This window comes from Streptosporangium brasiliense, assembly GCF_030811595.1.
GTDB classification, from domain to species: Bacteria; Actinomycetota; Actinomycetes; order Streptosporangiales; family Streptosporangiaceae; genus Streptosporangium; species Streptosporangium brasiliense.
This window is the reverse complement of record NZ_JAUSRB010000002.1, coordinates 4,728,080-4,743,033: the sequence shown is the minus strand read 5'-3', so window position 1 is coordinate 4,743,033 and position 14,954 is coordinate 4,728,080. Positions and strand designations below refer to the sequence as shown.

Below are 14,954 nucleotides of genomic sequence, written 5' to 3'. Positions count from 1 at the left end.
ACTCCTCGGACGTCCGGGGCTCGCGGGCCCCGGACGTCACCTTTTGAGCTGTACGGCTATCGCCTGGATCAGCAGCTCCAGGCCGAACTCGAACTCCGACTCGTGGTCACAGTCGGCCAGCATCGGGGCCAGCCCGCTCACCTGGGGGAACAGCAGGGGATCGACGCTCTCGACCGCGATGTCGGAGCGGTGGACCGGGGCGAACGTCGGGGTCACCCCGACCTCCCGCAGCAGCGAGCCCACGATGTAGGCGATGAACACCCGCAGGATGCGGACCGCCTCGTGGCCGCCGAACCCGGCGCTGCGCAGCGTGGCGAGCGCCCGCTCCACCGGCAGCAGCCCGGCGGTCGACTGGAGCTGACGGCTGACCACCACCATCGTGCAGCGGGGGTAGTGATGGGCGATCTGCCGGAAGGCGAGCGCCTGCATGCGCACCCGGTCGGTCCAGTCGGCGCCCGGGTCGTCGACGAACTCGATCTGCGAGAGCACGGTCTCGGCCACCGCGTCGAGCAGCGCCGACTTGTTGGGCACGTGGTTGTAGAGCGACATCACGCCCACGCCCAGCTCCGCGGCGATCCTGCGCATGGACACCGCGTCGGCTCCCTCGCGCTCGATCAGGGCGATGGCCGCGGCGACGATCCGCGGACGGGACAGCGGCTCTGCAGGCATATCGCCATTGTCTCCTCATCTTGACGCACGTACACCGTACGTGCGACTCTCGCTGGTGTACGTACGGTGTACGTCCCTGGAGGCCGCATGTCGACTCACGATCTCTACACGATCCCGGCCGAGCTCTCCACGTGGGATGTCGAGGCGGCCGGAGCCGCCCGCTTCACGTGGGAGTACGACGACGGCAGGGACCACATGCTCGCCCTGTACCAGAAGGGCAAGGACAAGCAGTGGGACTCCGTCAAGCGCATCGACTGGAGCATCGAGGTCGATCCGTACAACGTGCTCGGCATCCCGGACAACACCATCGCGATCCACGGCACGCCGCTGTGGGACCGGATGGACGCCAAGCAGCGGCAGGACGTCCGCCTGCACGGCGCGGCCTGGCAGTTCTCCCAGTTCCTGCACGGCGAGCAGGGCGCGATGATCTGCTCCGCCCGGATCGTCGAGTCGGTCCCCGAGCTCGACTCCAAGTTCTACGCCGCCACGCAGACCATGGACGAGGCCCGGCACGCCGAGACCTACGCCCGCTTCCTGCAGGAGAAGGTCGGCCTCGCCTACCCCATCAACGAGCATCTCAAGGCCCTGCTGGACAGCACCCTGAGCGACTCCCGCTGGGACATGCCCTATCTCGGCATGCAGGTGCTCATCGAGGGCCTGGCCCTGGCCGCCTTCGGGGTGATGCGCGACATCACCACCAAGCCGCTGCCCAAGCAGATCCTCGCCTACGTGATGCAGGACGAGGCCCGGCACGTGGCCTTCGGCCGGATGGCGCTGCGCGACTACTACAGGCAGCTCACCGAGGCCGAGCTGCGCGAGCGCGAGGACTTCGTCATCGAGGGCTGCTACCTGATGCGCGACCGGCTGCGCGGCCGGGAGACGTGGGAGACCATCGGCCTGAACAAGGCGGAGGTGGCCGAGGCCATGGAGGCCGTCGACCGCTCGGAGTACCTCAAGCTGTTCCGCTCCCTGCTGTTCAGCCGGATCGTCCCGTGCGTGAAGGACATCGGCCTGTGGAGCCCCCGCCTCCAGGCGGCCTACGCCGACATGGGGGTCCTGGACATGGCCGGCCAGAGCCTGGACGCGCTGATGAGGCAGGACGAGGACATCGCCGAGAAGCTGGACGCCGAGCGCTTCGCCGCCGAGGAGGCCGAGCGCCACGCCGAGGTCGCCGAGACCGTGGCCCTGGGCGCGGAGTCCTAGCCGGCGGCCCCGCCGCGGCCGGCTCTCAGGGCTGGTCGAGGACGCTCAGGCCGACCAGGAGGGTCTGCCGCTCCCGCGTGCTCAGGGTCTCGTACGGCAGGGCGGCGCGGCGGTCGGTGTCGGCCTCGACCCGGTCGCGGACCGGCCCCGAGGTGAGGGTGACGATCTGGGCGGCGGTGAGGCCGGCCGCCCGCCAGGCGGCGGCGTGGGCGTCGGCGCGGTGGTAGCGCAGCGCGGCCAGCCGGTTGAACAGCAGCACGCCCGCCGGGGTCCCCGCCGGCTCGTGGGGCGGCGCGGCCTGGGCGAAGGCCGTGCCGCCGCTGCCGGAGGCGGCCCGCAGGAGCCGGCCGGCGAGGTCGGCGAGCTCGGGCAGCCGGTCGGCGTGGGCCGCCCACATCCGGCCGGTCATCACCGCGTGCGCCCCGTACAGGTCCGCGATGAACGCCAGCGCCCTGTCCGTCGCGCGCAGCAGGCCGTCCTCGCCGAGGAGGAGGGCGCCCTGGGCGAGCTGGACCCCGACCTCGTCGTCGTCGAAGGGGTTGTAGCGGTAGAGGGCGGCCAGCCCCTCGGGGGTGAGCGGCCGGGCCGGGAGCACGTAACGCAGATCGATCAGCAGATCGGCGTGGAAGCCCGACCGCTCGACGAGCTCCCGGCTCAGTGGCCGGCTCGCGACATGCACGCCGAGGTGAACGGCGTCGATCAGGGGAGCGATCGACGCCGCGTAGCCGGGCAGATCATCGAAGCGTGACATGCTGCGATATCTTGCCGCATTTTTATCGGATCAGAAGAAAACAGCCCGTCTGTCGGCGGCCCAGCGGACGGAGATGTGTACGGAACTGAGTCATCCGCCCACCGGCCGCACCGCGCCGGGGACTAGCGGACGAGCACGAAGAGGACGGCCCCGGCGGCGACGGCCAGGGTGCCGAGCCAGGCGATGACGGCGTCGGCCCGCTCGTCGAGGGGGGCGCCTCCGTGCAGGGCGCGCTGCACGCGCTGGTAGCGGACGCCGGTGCGGGCCAGCAGGAGCGCGCCGCACAGGGCAGCCAGCGCGAAGGGGGCGACGATCACCGGGGGGACGCCGATGCGCAGCCCGGTCCCGGCGGCGCCCAGCCCGCTGACGGCGAGCACGGCGGCGGTCCGGACCCAGGCCAGCCGGGTCCGCTCGTTCTGCAGGCCCTCATCCCACAGGGGACTCATCGGCCCAACAGGATGAGGATCATGGCGAGCACGGCCACGGCCGCCACGCCGTATCCCAGCAGGGGGGCGATGGCGGGGGGCGGGAGCGGGGCGGCGCTGCGCAGGGCGCGCTGGACCCGGCGCCAGCGGGGGTAGGCCATCGCGGCCGACATCGCCGACAGGCACACCAGGGTGAGCGCGAGCAGGGTCCGCATCCAGGGCACGAAGACCTCCTCGGAGACCGCGGCCATGGCGACGCCGCCCGCGCTCAGCGCGAGCGACGTGCTCAGCCAGGTCAGGAAGGTGCGTTCGTTCGCGAGGGTGAATCGGGGGTCGGGTTCGTTGCCAGGGCTGTCCATGAGGACGACGCTATTTCAGCGACATTCCCCATCGAGAACCCGGGATTGAGCGGAGGCTCAGCCGCAGGCGCCGGTGAGCCGCTCGACCCACTTGACCGAGTCGGTCGCCACCTTCTGCCCCGCGTCGATGGCGTCGTTGGCGCTGGTGACGTTGAGGCCCTCCAGGTCCTTGGCGACCCCGTCGGCGGCCTCCTTGAGCGTGGTGTTGGCCGCCTTGTCGGCCAGGTCGCCGAGCTTGGCGGCCCCGTCGTTCAGCGCCTTCTCCATCGCGGCGGGGTCGTCCATCAGGCCGGTGATCTTCTGCACGGTCTCGGTGACGATGCCCGCGGCCTGCAGGCACTGCTGGGCCTTGTCCACCCCCTCGCTCACCTGCTGGAGCTCGGAGCATCCGGTGGTGATGAGCACAGCGGCCAGCGCGGAGGCGGCGAGGGCGGGAATTCGTCGCGGAAGGGGTCGCATGCCCCGACCCTACCCAACGGGCCGGTACGGCAGGCGCCGCTCATGCCTGTCCGGCCGGAAAACGCGCGGAGTAAGGTAGGGGTAGCTGATCCGTCCGTGCCAGGCGCGGCCCCGGGCGGAGCCGGCAGGCGCCGTGCGACGGCACCGCCGTGGACGGCCTCAGCCTCATCACACCATGATCCTGGCTCTACGACCGCCAGTGATGGCCATATAAGGGGAGAAATGCTTACCTGCGAGCACATCGCCGAGGCCCAGAACCAGCCCCCGCGCACACCTGAGGGATGCGAGGAGTGCCTCAGCGTCGGCATGCGCTGGGTCCACCTGCGCGAGTGCCTTTCGTGCGGGCATGTCGGCTGCTGCGATTCCTCACCCGGCAAGCACGCCACCGCCCACTACAAGGAGAGCGGCCACCCGGTCGTGGCCTCCTTCGAGCCGGGCGAGGACTGGCGGTGGTGCTACGTCGACAACGTCATCGGCTAGACGCGTTCGAGGGTGGCCTCCTCGAAGTCGAGCTCCTGCATGATCCGGTGGAGCACCTCGTCGTCCATCCGCCCCTGGTCGCGGAGCCGTACGAGCACCTCGCGCTCGGCCGCCAGCATCTCCCTGCGCAGCCGCCGGTAGACGGTGCTCGGCGTCTCCTCCCCCTCTGGGCCGGTGCCGCCGCCCAGGCGCTCCCAGGCGGTGAGCGCCCGGCGTTCGGACCGTGACCTGAGCTGCTCCACCACCTCTTCGTGGACGTCGATGACGCCCTCGGCCACCAGCGTCTCCAGCCGGGCCAGCCCGGCGGCGGCCGCCGCCTGCTGGGCGGCGGCCTCGGCGAGGTTGTCGGCGTAGACCTCCTGCTCGTTGGAGATCTTCAGCCGCCGGATGAGCGCCGGGAACGACAGCCCCTGGATCAGCAGCGTGCCGATCACCACCACGAAGGTGAGGAAGACCAGCGTGTCGCGGCCGGGGAAGCCCTGCGGCAGGGCGAAGGCCGCGGCCAGGGAGACCACCCCGCGCATGCCCGCCCAGCTCACGATGGCCACGTTCTGCCAGGACGGCGCGTGGGGCTCCCGCCGGCGGACTCTCCTGGACAGGATCCTGGGCAGGTAGATGCTGGGCACGACCCAGACGATCCGGGCGAGCACCGCGGCGGCGAAGACGGCCAGCGCCATCCCGGTGAGCCGCCACGGATCCTCGCCCCGTAGCTCCTGCGTGATCGGCCACAGCTGCAGGCCGATCAGCACGAAGACCACCGACTCCAGGAAGAAGTCCACGATCCGCCAGACGGCGTTGGACAGGATCCGGGTGCCGAACCCCGCGGTGGACGGCAGCCGGTGGCCGATGTAGAGGCCGACGATCACCACGGCGATCACACCGGAGACGTGCGCGCTCTCGGCCGCCAGGTAGACCGCGAACGGGATGAGCAGCATGACGGTGTTCTCGACCAGCGCGTCCCGCAGGTATACCAGCCCCCGGGCCAGGACCCACGCGAGCGCGACGCCGACGACGACGCCGCCCACCGCCGAGTAGAGCAGCTTGCCGGCCGCGTCCAGCCAGGTGACCCCGGCCCCCACCGCGGCGGCGATGGCCACCCGGTAGGCGGTGAGCGCGGTGGCGTCGTTGAACAGGCTCTCCCCCACCAGGATGGTGACCACCTTGCGGGGCAGCCCGAGCCTGCGGGCCACCGCGACCGCGGCGACCGCGTCGGGCGGCGCCACGATCGCGCCCAGCGCGAACGCGGCGGCCATCGGCAGACCGGGCATGAGCAGGTGGACGACCCAGCCGATGACCAGGGTGGTGAACAGCACCAGCCCGACCGACAGCAGCGCGACCGGCCTGAGCACCGCCTTGAGCCTCAGGTAGGAGCTGTCGATCGCGGCGGAGTAGAGCAGCGGCGGCAGGAACACCAGCAGGACCAGCTCGGCGTCCAGTTCGTACTCCGGCACCAGCGGCGACAGCACCAGCCCCGCCGACACCAGCAGCAGGGGCACCGGCCATCCCCTGCGCCTGGCCACGGCGGCCACCGCGATCGCGATGACCGGTACGACCAACATCTGCAGCACCGACGCCTGATTCATCCCACTCCCACCCGTTATGGGCGATCAGCGTACGGGACCCCTCACGGTGATGCGCACCCGGCACCGGTCACCAGTCGCGGCGCTCGTCCCTGTCGTCGGGGCGGCGCTCGTCATAACGCTGGTCGTCGTAGCGCGGCTCGGGGCGGAGCCGCTCGCCGGTGGAGTGCGGCGGGTCGACGTAGGGGCGCGGCATCCGCTGGTCGGCCTGCTGGCCACCGAGCCCGAGCGGGTCGGAGGGGTCCACGTCCTGCTGGTAGGAGGGCGGCGAGCCGTACAGGTCGCGCAGGTCCGCCGGATGGCCGGCCTGCGGGGCGGGCTGCTGGGCGCCGAAGGCGTAGGGGTCGGGCTGGGCCGGGGCGGGGTAGCCGTAGGCATCGGGCTGCGCGGAGCCGTAGGCGGACTGCTGCTGCTGTTGGGCCGCGAAGCCGAAGGGGTCGGTGGAGTGCTGCTGCTGGGCCGCGTAGGGGTCGGCGTGCGGCTGGCGGGCGGAGGAGGGGAACTGCTCGGCGTGCGGCGCGAAGGGGTCCACCGGCTGCTGCCGGCCGGCCGGAGGGGCGAAGGGATCCACCGGCTGCTGGGCGGGCGCGCCGTAGGAGTCGGGGCGCCGCTGGGCCTGCGTGGCGGCGTAGGGGTCCACCGGCTGCTGGGGCGGCACGCCGTAGGGGTCGGGCTGCTGGCTCGCGTAAGGGTCGGGCTGCTGGGACGGCACACCGTAGGCGTCGGGCTGCTGGGCCGCGTAAGGGTCGGCGGGCTGCTGGGCCGCGTAGGCGTCGGGCTGCTGGGACGGCATGCCGTAGGGGTCGGGCTGCTGGGCCGCGTAGGGGTCGCCGGACATCTGGTAGAGCGGCTCGCCGGGACCCGATCCGTGCGGTTCGACCGGCGCCGCCTGCCCGTAGGGCAGGGAGTCGCCCACGATCAGGTTCTCCCGCGGCACCACGTCGGCCGGGCCGTACCCGGCAGGCGGGCGCTCGTGGGACCGGTCCAACGGCGGTACGGCGCCCCGCGCCACCAGCACGTCGTTGGGTCCGAGGGCCGGGGCCGGGGCCGGGCGCGGCTCGTCGGGCGGAGGGGAGACCTGGGTGGCCGCCGGGTCGGCGTACTGCTGCTGGGCGTAGTCCTCCGGGCGCGGGCGGGCGTACTGGCCGGTGCCGGGGAACTCCCCGTGCTCCTGGTAGTCGCCGGCCGGGGGGTGCTGCTCGCCCACCTCGTCGGGATACTGGCCGCCGGCCTCGACGAAGCCCTCGTCGAGGGTGTCCACCAGGCGGCCCACGTCCTGCATGGGCATGCGGAAACTGGCGCTGCACATCTCCCCGCGCCACAGGCTCAGCACCAGCGTGCCTTCGTGCCAGGTGACCCGGAGCACCCGCTCCTGGCCACGCTCGTCAAAGAACACTTCGCCGAACGACGGCAACGGGACAACTTCCGACATGGAAGACATAGTGCTTTAACCAGCCTTTATTCGTCCACTCGACCTCGGGAAACTCTACCGAACCGGTCTTTCCGTCCCCATCTTCCGTCACTATGACACCAAAACGGGCGATCTTCTTGATCCCTGGAGGCCGGTAAGCCGGGTGATCCCGCCAGTCTGCCACGGGCGCCGGGCGCCGGGTCCCGGAATACCGGGATGCGCCCGGCCGGTGACTCACCGGAGACAGCCGCGATTGTCCGGGGGAGGAGGTACGGTTGGCTGTCGTGCCGACCGACTCCATCACCCCCGCCGAAGACGTCTCCCCGAAGGCGGACCTGCCGCCGGTGGAGGAGCTGCTGAGCACCGCCGTCGAGGCCGTCGGCGGGGTGGAGCGGCCCGGCCAGATCAAGATGGTCCAGGCGGTGCAGCACTCGATCCAGTCGGGTGACCACCTGGCCGTCCAGGCGGGCACCGGCACCGGCAAGTCCCTGGCGTATCTCATCCCCTCGATCCGCCACGCGATGACGGCCAAGGGCGCCGTGGTCGTCTCCACCGCCACCATCGCGCTCCAGCGCCAGCTCGTCGACCGCGACCTGCCCCGCCTCTCCGAGGCGCTCGCCCCGCAGCTCCCGCACGAGCCCACGTTCGCGATCCTCAAGGGCCGCCGCAACTACCTGTGCCGTTACAAGGCCAGCGCGGGATGGCCCGACGACGAGCAGGACCAGCTCTTCGACCCGCGCGAGGTCAGCCTCACCGGGCGGATGGTCCAGCGCATCCAGGAATGGGCCGAGGAGACCGAGACCGGCGACCGCGACGAGCTCGTCCCCGGCGTCAACGAGCAGGCCTGGCGGCAGTTCTCGGTGAGCGCCAGGGAGTGCCTGGGCGCCACGCGCTGCCCGAGCGGGATGGAGTGCTTCGCCGAGCTGGCCCGGGCCCGGGCCGGCGAGTCCGACATCGTCGTCACCAACCACGCGCTGCTGGCCATCGACGCGATGGAGGACTTCCCCCTCCTGCCCGAGCACGAGGTGGTCGTGGTGGACGAGGCCCACGAGCTGGTCGACCGGGTCACCTCGGTGGTGACCGGCGAGCTGTCGGAGACCATGGTCGCGCTGACCGTGCGCCGGGTCGGCAAGCTGATCGAGCAGCACCTCGCCGACCGGCTCATGGAGGCCGGCGAGGACCTGAAGGCCCTGCTCGCCGTCGCTCCCGCCGGCCGCCTCGACGACCTCCCCGAGGTGCTCGGCCTGACACTGGCCCTGATCCGCGACGCGGCCTGGGCGTGCATCACCGCCCTCGGCCCCCGGATGAGCTCCGACAAGGACGACCCCGAGAGCGCGGGGCTGCGCAAGGCCGCCTTCACCGCCCTGGACGAGGTCCACGACACCGCGCAGCGGATGCTGGAGGCGTTCGGCCACGCGGAGGAGGTCGACCGGGCCGAGGTGGTCTGGCTGGAGGCGGGCACCGAGCGCCGCCCTCCCCTGCTCCGGGTCGCCCCGCTGACCGTGGCGGGCATGCTCCGCGACAAGCTCTTCGGCGACCGCACGGTCATCCTGACCTCCGCCACCCTGGCGCTGGGCGGCGCCTTCGACGGGCTGGCCCGCCAGTGGGGCCTGGGCGCCAAGGAGGGGGGCAAGGAGCGCGCCGGGTGGACCGGGCTGGACGTCGGCTCGCCCTTCGACCACCCGCGCAGCGGCATCCTCTACGTCGCCAAGCACCTGCCCCAGCCGGGCCGTGACGGCCTGCCCGAGGCCTACCTGGAGGAGATCACCGAGCTGATCGAGGCCGCCGGCGGCCGGACCCTCGGCCTGTTCTCCTCGATGCGCGCCGCCAAGGCCGCCACCGAGGCCCTGCGGGAGCGGCTGAGCGTGCCGCTGCTCTGCCAGGGCGACGACTCCACGATGCTGCTGGTCAAGCAGTTCGCCGAGGACGAGCCGACGTGCCTGTTCGGCACCCTGTCCCTGTGGCAGGGGGTGGACGTGCCGGGGCCCTCCCTGCGGCTGGTCATCATCGACCGCATCCCCTTCCCGCGCCCGGACGACCCGCTGACCTCCGCCCGCCAGCGCCACGTCGCCGCCAAGGGCGGCAACGGCTTCATGGCGGTGGCCGCCACCCACGCCGCCCTGCTGCTCGCCCAGGGAGCGGGCCGCCTGCTGCGCAGCCAGCACGACAAGGGGGTGGTCGCGGTCCTGGACCCCCGCCTGGCCACGGCGCGCTACGCGGGTTTTCTGCGCGACTCCCTGCCGCCCTTCTGGCCCACCAACGACCCGGCGAAGGTCCGCGACGCCCTCAGGCGCCTGGCGGCCTCCTGAGGTCAGGGCCGTCGGCGCCCGCGGGCGCCGCTCCGGTCAGGAGAAGGCGTCCAGATCCGGGCGCTTGGGGTCGAGGAGGTCACCGGAGGAACGGCCTCGCAGGCGGCGGACGACCCAGGGGCCGAGGTGCCGGCGGACCCACTGGACGTCTTCGCGGCGCTTGACCGCGGGATCCACCCGCTCGCGGGGCGGCCAGACCTTGCGCCAGTCGTCGTCGCAGTCGACCCCGAGCACCTCGCACACCTTGGCGGCCACCATCCGGTGGCCCTCCTCGTTCATGTGCAGGCGGTCGTCGCTCCAGGCGCGCCAGTCGCGCAGGCCCTGCATCGACCACTGGTCGACCAGGCGGCAGCCGTGCAGCTCGGAGATGGACCTGACGTGCATGTAGAAGATCGCGACCGTGCCGCGGACGCGGCGCATGATCGGGGTGTCGCGCGGGTCCACGCCGGTGAACAGCAGAACCTCGGCGCCGGTGGCCCGCAGGTCGCGTACGGCTCCGGCCAGCTTCTTGGCCATCCGGTCGGGGTCGCTGCCCGGCCGGAGCAGGTCGTTGCCGCCGGCGCAGAGGCTGACCAGGTCGGGCCGCATCCCGATGGCCCGCGGGACCTGGTGCTCGACGATCTGGTCGATGAGCTTGCCGCGCACGGCGAGGTTGGCGTAGCGGAAGTCCGGGTCGAGCGCGGCCAGCCGCTCGGCGACCCGGTCGGCCCAGCCCCGGTAGCGTCCGGCCCGCGCCGGGTCCGCGCCGGGCCCGCCCGTCCCGGGGGCGTCCGGCCGGCCGGGGTCGTTCAGCCCTTCGGTGAAGCTGTCGCCGAGGGCGACGAAGGAACGGTAGCCGCTCACCGGGCGTCCTCGGCGATGGCGTGCAGCGCGAGCGCATAGGACCTCAGGCCGAAGCCGGCGATGGTGCCGGTGGCCACGGCGGCGACCACGGAGGTGTGCCGGAACCGCTCGCGGGCGGCCGGGTTGGAGATGTGCACCTCGACCAGGGGCGCGGTGCGCTGGGCGACGGCGTCGCGCAGCGCGTAGGAGTAGTGGGTGAAGGCGGCCGGGTTGAGGACCACCGGCACCCGGCCGTCGGCCGCCTCGTGCAGCCAGGCCACCATCTCGGCCTCGTCGTCGGTCTGCCGGACGTCCACCGACAGGCCCAGCTCCCGGCCGGTCTCGCGGCAGAGCGCGACCAGGTCGGAGAAGCTCTCCGCGCCGTAGACGTCGGGCTCGCGGGCGCCGAGCCGTGACAGGTTGGGGCCGTTGAGCACGTACACGGGTCTCATGGGGTCGATCACCGCTCTCCGCCGGCCGCGCGGCCGTGTCGGCCGGCGTGCCCGCGGCACGGCCGGCGCCCGCCTCCCCGCCTCACCGGGCGACCTCCTCGTAGGCGGCTTCGAGCAGGGCCTCGGGCGGGTCCTCCAGCGGGGACACCTTCGCCAGGCCGTCCAGGACGACGAAGCGCAGCTTGGCGCCGCGGCTCTTCTTGTCCAGGCGCATGTGGTCGCGGAGCTGGGGCCAGGCGTCACGGCGGTAGGAGACGGGCAGCCCGACCGAGGTCAGGATGGACCGGGTCCGGTCCACGACGTCGGCGCCGATCCGGCCGTCCAGGCGGGACAGCTCCGCGGCGTAGACCATGCCGATGGCCACCGCCTCGCCGTGGCGCATCCGGTAGTCCTCGACCCGCTCGATGGCGTGGGCCAGGGTGTGGCCGTAGTTGAGGATCTCGCGCACGCCGCCCTCGCGCAGGTCGGCGCCGACGACGGCGGCCTTGATCCGGACCTTCCGCTCGATCAGCTCGCGGGTGTGCCGTCCCTCGGGGAACCGGGCGCCCTCGGGGTCGTCCTCGATGAGCGCCAGGATCGCCGGGTCGGCGATGAAGCCGCCCTTGATGATCTCCGCGAGGCCGCCGACGTAGTCGTCGCGGGGCACCGAGGCCAGCGTGGTCAGGTCGCACAGCACCCCGGCCGGAGGATGGAAGGAACCGACCAGGTTCTTGCCCTCGGGGGTGTTGATCCCCGTCTTGCCGCCGACCGCGGCGTCGACCATGCCGAGCAGGGTGGTCGGCACCTGCACGACCTTGACCCCGCGCAGCCAGGTGGCGGCGGCGAACCCGGCCAGGTCAGTGGTGGCCCCCCCGCCGACGCCGACCACGGCGTCGGAGCGGGTGACCCCGTAGCGGCCGAAGGCCGACCAGAGCTGGGCGGCCACCTCGACCGTCTTGGCCTGCTCGGCGTCGGGCACCGGCAGCGGGACGACCTCGTGCCCGGCCGCCTCGATCGCGCCGCAGACCGGCCGCGCGATCTCCGGCAGGCTCGCCGGGTGGACCACGGCGACGGTGCGGACCCCCGGGCCGAGCAGGCCCGGGAGCTCACCGAGCACGTCGGCGCCGATCACCACGTCGTAGGGGGCCTCCCCCTCGACCCTGATCCTGGAGACCGTCACGCCGGCAGTCCCTTCACGATCTCCTCGACGACCTCGTCGGGCTTGCGCTCGTCGGTCGCCACGATGACGGTGGCCAGCCCCTCGTAGACCGGGCGGCGGGCGTCCATCAGCTTCTTGAGCTGGCTGCGCGGGTTGAGCACGAGCAGCGGTCGCGCCGAGGCCAGACCGACCCGCTGCACGGCCTGCGACAGGCCCACCTCCAGGTAGACCACCGGGTGGCCGGCCAGCAGCTCCCGGGTGGCCTCGGCCAGGACCGCGCCGCCGCCGAGGGAGAGCACGCCGTCGTGGTCGGCCAGCGCCAGCCGTACGGCCTCCGCCTCCAGCTCCCGGAAGCGCTCCTCGCCGTCCTCGACGAAGATGTCGCTCACCGGCTTGCCCGCCACGGTCTCCACGTCGGCGTCGGTGTCACGGAAGGCGGCCCCCAGGCGGTCGGCCAGCAGCCTGCCGACCGTCGACTTGCCCGATCCGGGAGGGCCGATCAGAACTACGCGGGGACTCACTGCGCCTCCTCCAGCGGCCGGCCGGGGCGGGAGCCGGTCCGGCCCCGCCCGTCGGCTCTCCCGCTCACTTGATCACCATCGACGAAAGGTAGCCGGACAGGTTGCGCGCGACCTCCTCGACGGAGTCGCCGCCGAACTTCTCGATCGCGGCGTCGGCCAGGACCAGCGCGACCATCGCCTCGGCGACGATCGCGGCGGCCGGGACCGCGCACACGTCGGAGCGCTCGTGGTGGGCCTTGGCCGCCTCGCCCGTCAGCACGTCGATGGTGGCCAGCGCCCGCGGCACGGTGGAGATCGGCTTCATCGCCGCGCTGACGCGCAGCGGCTCGCCGTTGGTCATCCCGCCCTCGACGCCGCCCGCCCGGTTGGTGATGCGGCGCACCCCGCCGGCGGTGTTCTCGATCTCGTCGTGGGCCTGGGAGCCGGGGCGGCGCGCGGTCTCGAAGCCGTCGCCGACGGCGACGCCCTTGATCGCCTGGATGCCCATCAGGGCGGCGGCGAGGCGGGCGTCGAGGCGGCGGTCCCAGTGGGTGTAGCTGCCCAGGCCGGGCGGCAGGCCGTAGGCGAGCACCTCGACGACGCCGCCGAGGGTGTCGCCCTCCTTGTGGGCCTTGTCGATCTCGGCGACCATCGCGGCGCTGCCGGCCGGGTCGGCGCAGCGCACCGGGTCGGCGTCGACCGCCTCCATGTCGCCGGGGCCGGGCAGGACGCCCTCCGTGGCCCGCGCCCCGCCGATCGAGACGACGTGGCTGACGATCTCGACGCCGAGCGCCTGCCTGAGGAAGTTTCTGGCGACCTGGCCGAGGGCGACGCGGGCGGCGGTCTCGCGGGCGCTGGCCCGGTCGAGCACCGGCCGGGCGTCGTCGAAGCCGTATTTCTGCATGCCGGCGAGGTCGGCGTGGCCCGGGCGGGGGCGCGAGCGCGGCGCGTTGCGGGCCTGGCCCTCCAGCAGCGCCGGGTCCACCGGGTCGGCGGCCATGACGGTCTCCCACTTGGGCCACTCGGTGTTGCCCACCCGGATGGCGACGGGGCTGCCGAGCGTGCGGCCGTGCCGCACGCCGCCCACGACGTTGACCACGTCCTGCTCGAACTTCATCCGGGCGCCGCGGCCGTAGCCCAGCCGTCGTCTGGCCAGCGCCCCGTCGATGTCGGCCGTGGTCACCTCCACCCCGGCGGGCAGGCCTTCCAGGATCGCGACGAGCTCAGGGCCGTGGGACTCTCCGGCAGTCAACCAGCGCAACATGATGACAAGTCTTCCATGTGCCGCCCACTGGAATGGCCGCAGCTCACCAGGTGAGACGCCGGCCGGTGAGCCCGGCGGTGACCTCGCGCCGGACCTCGGGGGATCCGCTACGAGTACGGCGAGCGGCTGGAGTCCTACGAGGTCGTCGGCCGGGAGGCCAAGGCCGCATGACCGCCCCGGCGATCAGAGGGCGGTGAGAAGGGCCGCGAAGGCCCCCGCGACCATGAAGGGGCCGAAGGGGATCTCGCTCTTGCGGCCCGCGCGGCGCAGGACCATCAGCGCGACCCCGTAGAGGCCGCCCGCGACGAAGCCCAGGAAGGCCCCGGCGACCAGCGTCTCCCAGCCCGCCCAGCCGAGCGCGGTGCCCAGCACCGCCGCGAGTTTGACGTCGCCCAGGCCCATGCCCGCCGGGTTGACCAGGAACAGCGCCAGGTAGAAGGCGGCCAGGGCGAGCCCGCCCAGCCCGGCTCTGAACAGGTCGTCGAAACGGCCTGCGAGCACGGCCGTCACCGTCAGCAGGGCGGCGGTCCCGAGATAGGCGGCGAGGGTGAGCCGGTCGGGCAGCCGGTGAACGGCGGCGTCGACGAAGACCAGCGCGACGGCGACCACGGCCAGCCATCCGTAGGCGGCCAGCTCGGTCCCCGAGGCGAGCTCCGGCAGCGGGCCGGACGGCCGTCCCGCGAGGACGGCGCCGGAGCGGGCGGACGGCGGTACGGCGCGCAGGGCGAGGGCGGCCAGCGCCAGGGCGGTGACGAGCTCCACCGCCAGCGGTGGCGGGCCGATCCGCCCGGAGCAGCCCGCGCAGCGCGCGGCCGGCAGCGGGCCGGCCCACGGCAGGCGCCTCCAACGCTCCGGCGAGGACGGCCGGCCGGTCCGCGCGGGACCGGCGCCCGGGGACTCCCCCGCCGGCCGCGGACCGGCGCCTCCGGTACGCCCCCGGCGCCCCGGGCCGGGCAGCGGGACGCCGCAGTGCGGGCAGTCGCGCCGCGGCGGCTCGCCCTCGGCCACCGAGTGCCGGACCACCAGGACCCGGGTCCAGAGCCCGGCCACCAGGCCGACGACAGCCGCCGCGACCGGCAGGAGGCTCACCGAGCCCCCTCGGCCGGGGCCGCCCACGGACCGCCGCCACCAC

The 14,954-nt window shown here is 73.2% G+C and carries 16 protein-coding genes; 3 read left to right on the top strand and 13 right to left on the bottom strand.

From position 1 onward, the window contains the following. Positions 1–36 precede the first annotated feature (36 nt). Complete coding sequence (locus J2S55_RS30255) at positions 37–669, bottom strand: TetR/AcrR family transcriptional regulator C-terminal domain-containing protein (RefSeq protein ID WP_306867953.1); 633 nt, start codon at positions 667–669, stop codon at positions 37–39. Positions 670–756: 87 nt separating this feature from the next. Between J2S55_RS30255 and J2S55_RS30250 the strand changes: the two genes are divergently transcribed. Beyond that, entirely contained in the window at positions 757–1,872 is a 1,116-nt protein-coding gene (locus J2S55_RS30250; RefSeq protein WP_306867951.1) for a ferritin-like domain-containing protein, read from the top strand. A gap of 25 nt (positions 1,873–1,897) precedes the next feature. On the opposite strand, the gene J2S55_RS30245 is transcribed toward J2S55_RS30250, so the two are convergent. The 4 genes from J2S55_RS30245 to J2S55_RS30230 form a co-directional block, all read right to left on the bottom strand. After that, positions 1,898–2,623: a hypothetical protein gene (locus tag J2S55_RS30245; RefSeq protein WP_306867949.1), complete on the bottom strand. Its 726-nt coding sequence runs from the start codon at positions 2,621–2,623 to the stop codon at positions 1,898–1,900. Between the two features lie 122 nt (positions 2,624–2,745). Then, entirely contained in the window at positions 2,746–3,069 is a 324-nt protein-coding gene (locus J2S55_RS30240) for a DUF202 domain-containing protein (RefSeq protein ID WP_306867947.1), read from the bottom strand. After that, positions 3,066–3,407 (bottom strand): YidH family protein, encoded by a 342-nt coding sequence (locus tag J2S55_RS30235; RefSeq protein ID WP_306867946.1) that lies wholly within the window; start codon positions 3,405–3,407, stop codon positions 3,066–3,068. Before J2S55_RS30235 ends, J2S55_RS30240 begins: the two co-directional genes overlap by 4 nt. Positions 3,408–3,464: 57 nt before the next feature. Next, positions 3,465–3,866 carry a DUF8711 family protein gene (locus J2S55_RS30230; protein ID WP_306867944.1) on the bottom strand — a complete coding sequence of 134 codons (402 nt, stop codon included), beginning with the start codon at positions 3,864–3,866 and terminating at the stop codon, positions 3,465–3,467. Between the two features lie 222 nt (positions 3,867–4,088). Here J2S55_RS30230 and J2S55_RS30225 point away from each other — a divergent pair, with 222 nt between their 5' ends. After that, positions 4,089–4,346, top strand: coding sequence for a ubiquitin carboxyl-terminal hydrolase 14 (locus J2S55_RS30225; protein WP_306867942.1), 258 nt, complete (start codon positions 4,089–4,091; stop codon positions 4,344–4,346). Here the strand turns inward: J2S55_RS30225 and J2S55_RS30220 are convergent. Continuing rightward, positions 4,343–5,929: a Na+/H+ antiporter gene (locus tag J2S55_RS30220; RefSeq protein WP_306867941.1), complete on the bottom strand. Its 1,587-nt coding sequence runs from the start codon at positions 5,927–5,929 to the stop codon at positions 4,343–4,345. The genes J2S55_RS30225 and J2S55_RS30220 overlap by 4 nt on opposite strands. A 67-nt stretch (positions 5,930–5,996) precedes the next feature. After that, positions 5,997–7,358 (bottom strand): hypothetical protein, encoded by a 1,362-nt coding sequence (locus tag J2S55_RS30215; protein WP_306867940.1) that lies wholly within the window; start codon positions 7,356–7,358, stop codon positions 5,997–5,999. A gap of 263 nt (positions 7,359–7,621) precedes the next feature. Here J2S55_RS30215 and J2S55_RS30210 point away from each other — a divergent pair, with 263 nt between their 5' ends. Next, entirely contained in the window at positions 7,622–9,646 is a 2,025-nt protein-coding gene (locus J2S55_RS30210) for an ATP-dependent DNA helicase (RefSeq protein WP_306875626.1), read from the top strand. Between the two features lie 36 nt (positions 9,647–9,682). Here the strand turns inward: J2S55_RS30210 and J2S55_RS30205 are convergent, their stop codons facing one another. The 6 genes from J2S55_RS30205 to J2S55_RS30180 form a co-directional block, all read right to left on the bottom strand. Then, positions 9,683–10,489, bottom strand: a complete 807-nt coding sequence (locus J2S55_RS30205; RefSeq protein ID WP_306867939.1) for an SGNH/GDSL hydrolase family protein — start codon at positions 10,487–10,489, stop codon at positions 9,683–9,685. Beyond that, positions 10,486–10,920, bottom strand: coding sequence for a type II 3-dehydroquinate dehydratase (aroQ, locus tag J2S55_RS30200; protein ID WP_306867937.1), 435 nt, complete (start codon positions 10,918–10,920; stop codon positions 10,486–10,488). Before aroQ ends, J2S55_RS30205 begins: the two co-directional genes overlap by 4 nt. A gap of 82 nt (positions 10,921–11,002) precedes the next feature. Continuing rightward, the gene (aroB, locus tag J2S55_RS30195; RefSeq protein ID WP_306867935.1) at positions 11,003–12,079 is read right to left on the bottom strand and encodes a 3-dehydroquinate synthase; all 1,077 of its coding nucleotides are present in this window, start codon (positions 12,077–12,079) and stop codon (positions 11,003–11,005) included. Then, positions 12,076–12,579 (bottom strand): shikimate kinase, encoded by a 504-nt coding sequence (locus tag J2S55_RS30190; RefSeq protein ID WP_306867934.1) that lies wholly within the window; start codon positions 12,577–12,579, stop codon positions 12,076–12,078. Before J2S55_RS30190 ends, aroB begins: the two co-directional genes overlap by 4 nt. 64 nt (positions 12,580–12,643) lie before the next feature. Next, positions 12,644–13,822, bottom strand: coding sequence for a chorismate synthase (aroC, locus tag J2S55_RS30185; RefSeq protein ID WP_306867933.1), 1,179 nt, complete (start codon positions 13,820–13,822; stop codon positions 12,644–12,646). 183 nt (positions 13,823–14,005) lie between these two features. After that, positions 14,006–14,911, bottom strand: a complete 906-nt coding sequence (locus tag J2S55_RS30180) for a prepilin peptidase (protein ID WP_306867931.1) — start codon at positions 14,909–14,911, stop codon at positions 14,006–14,008. Positions 14,912–14,954: the final 43 nt, after the last annotated feature.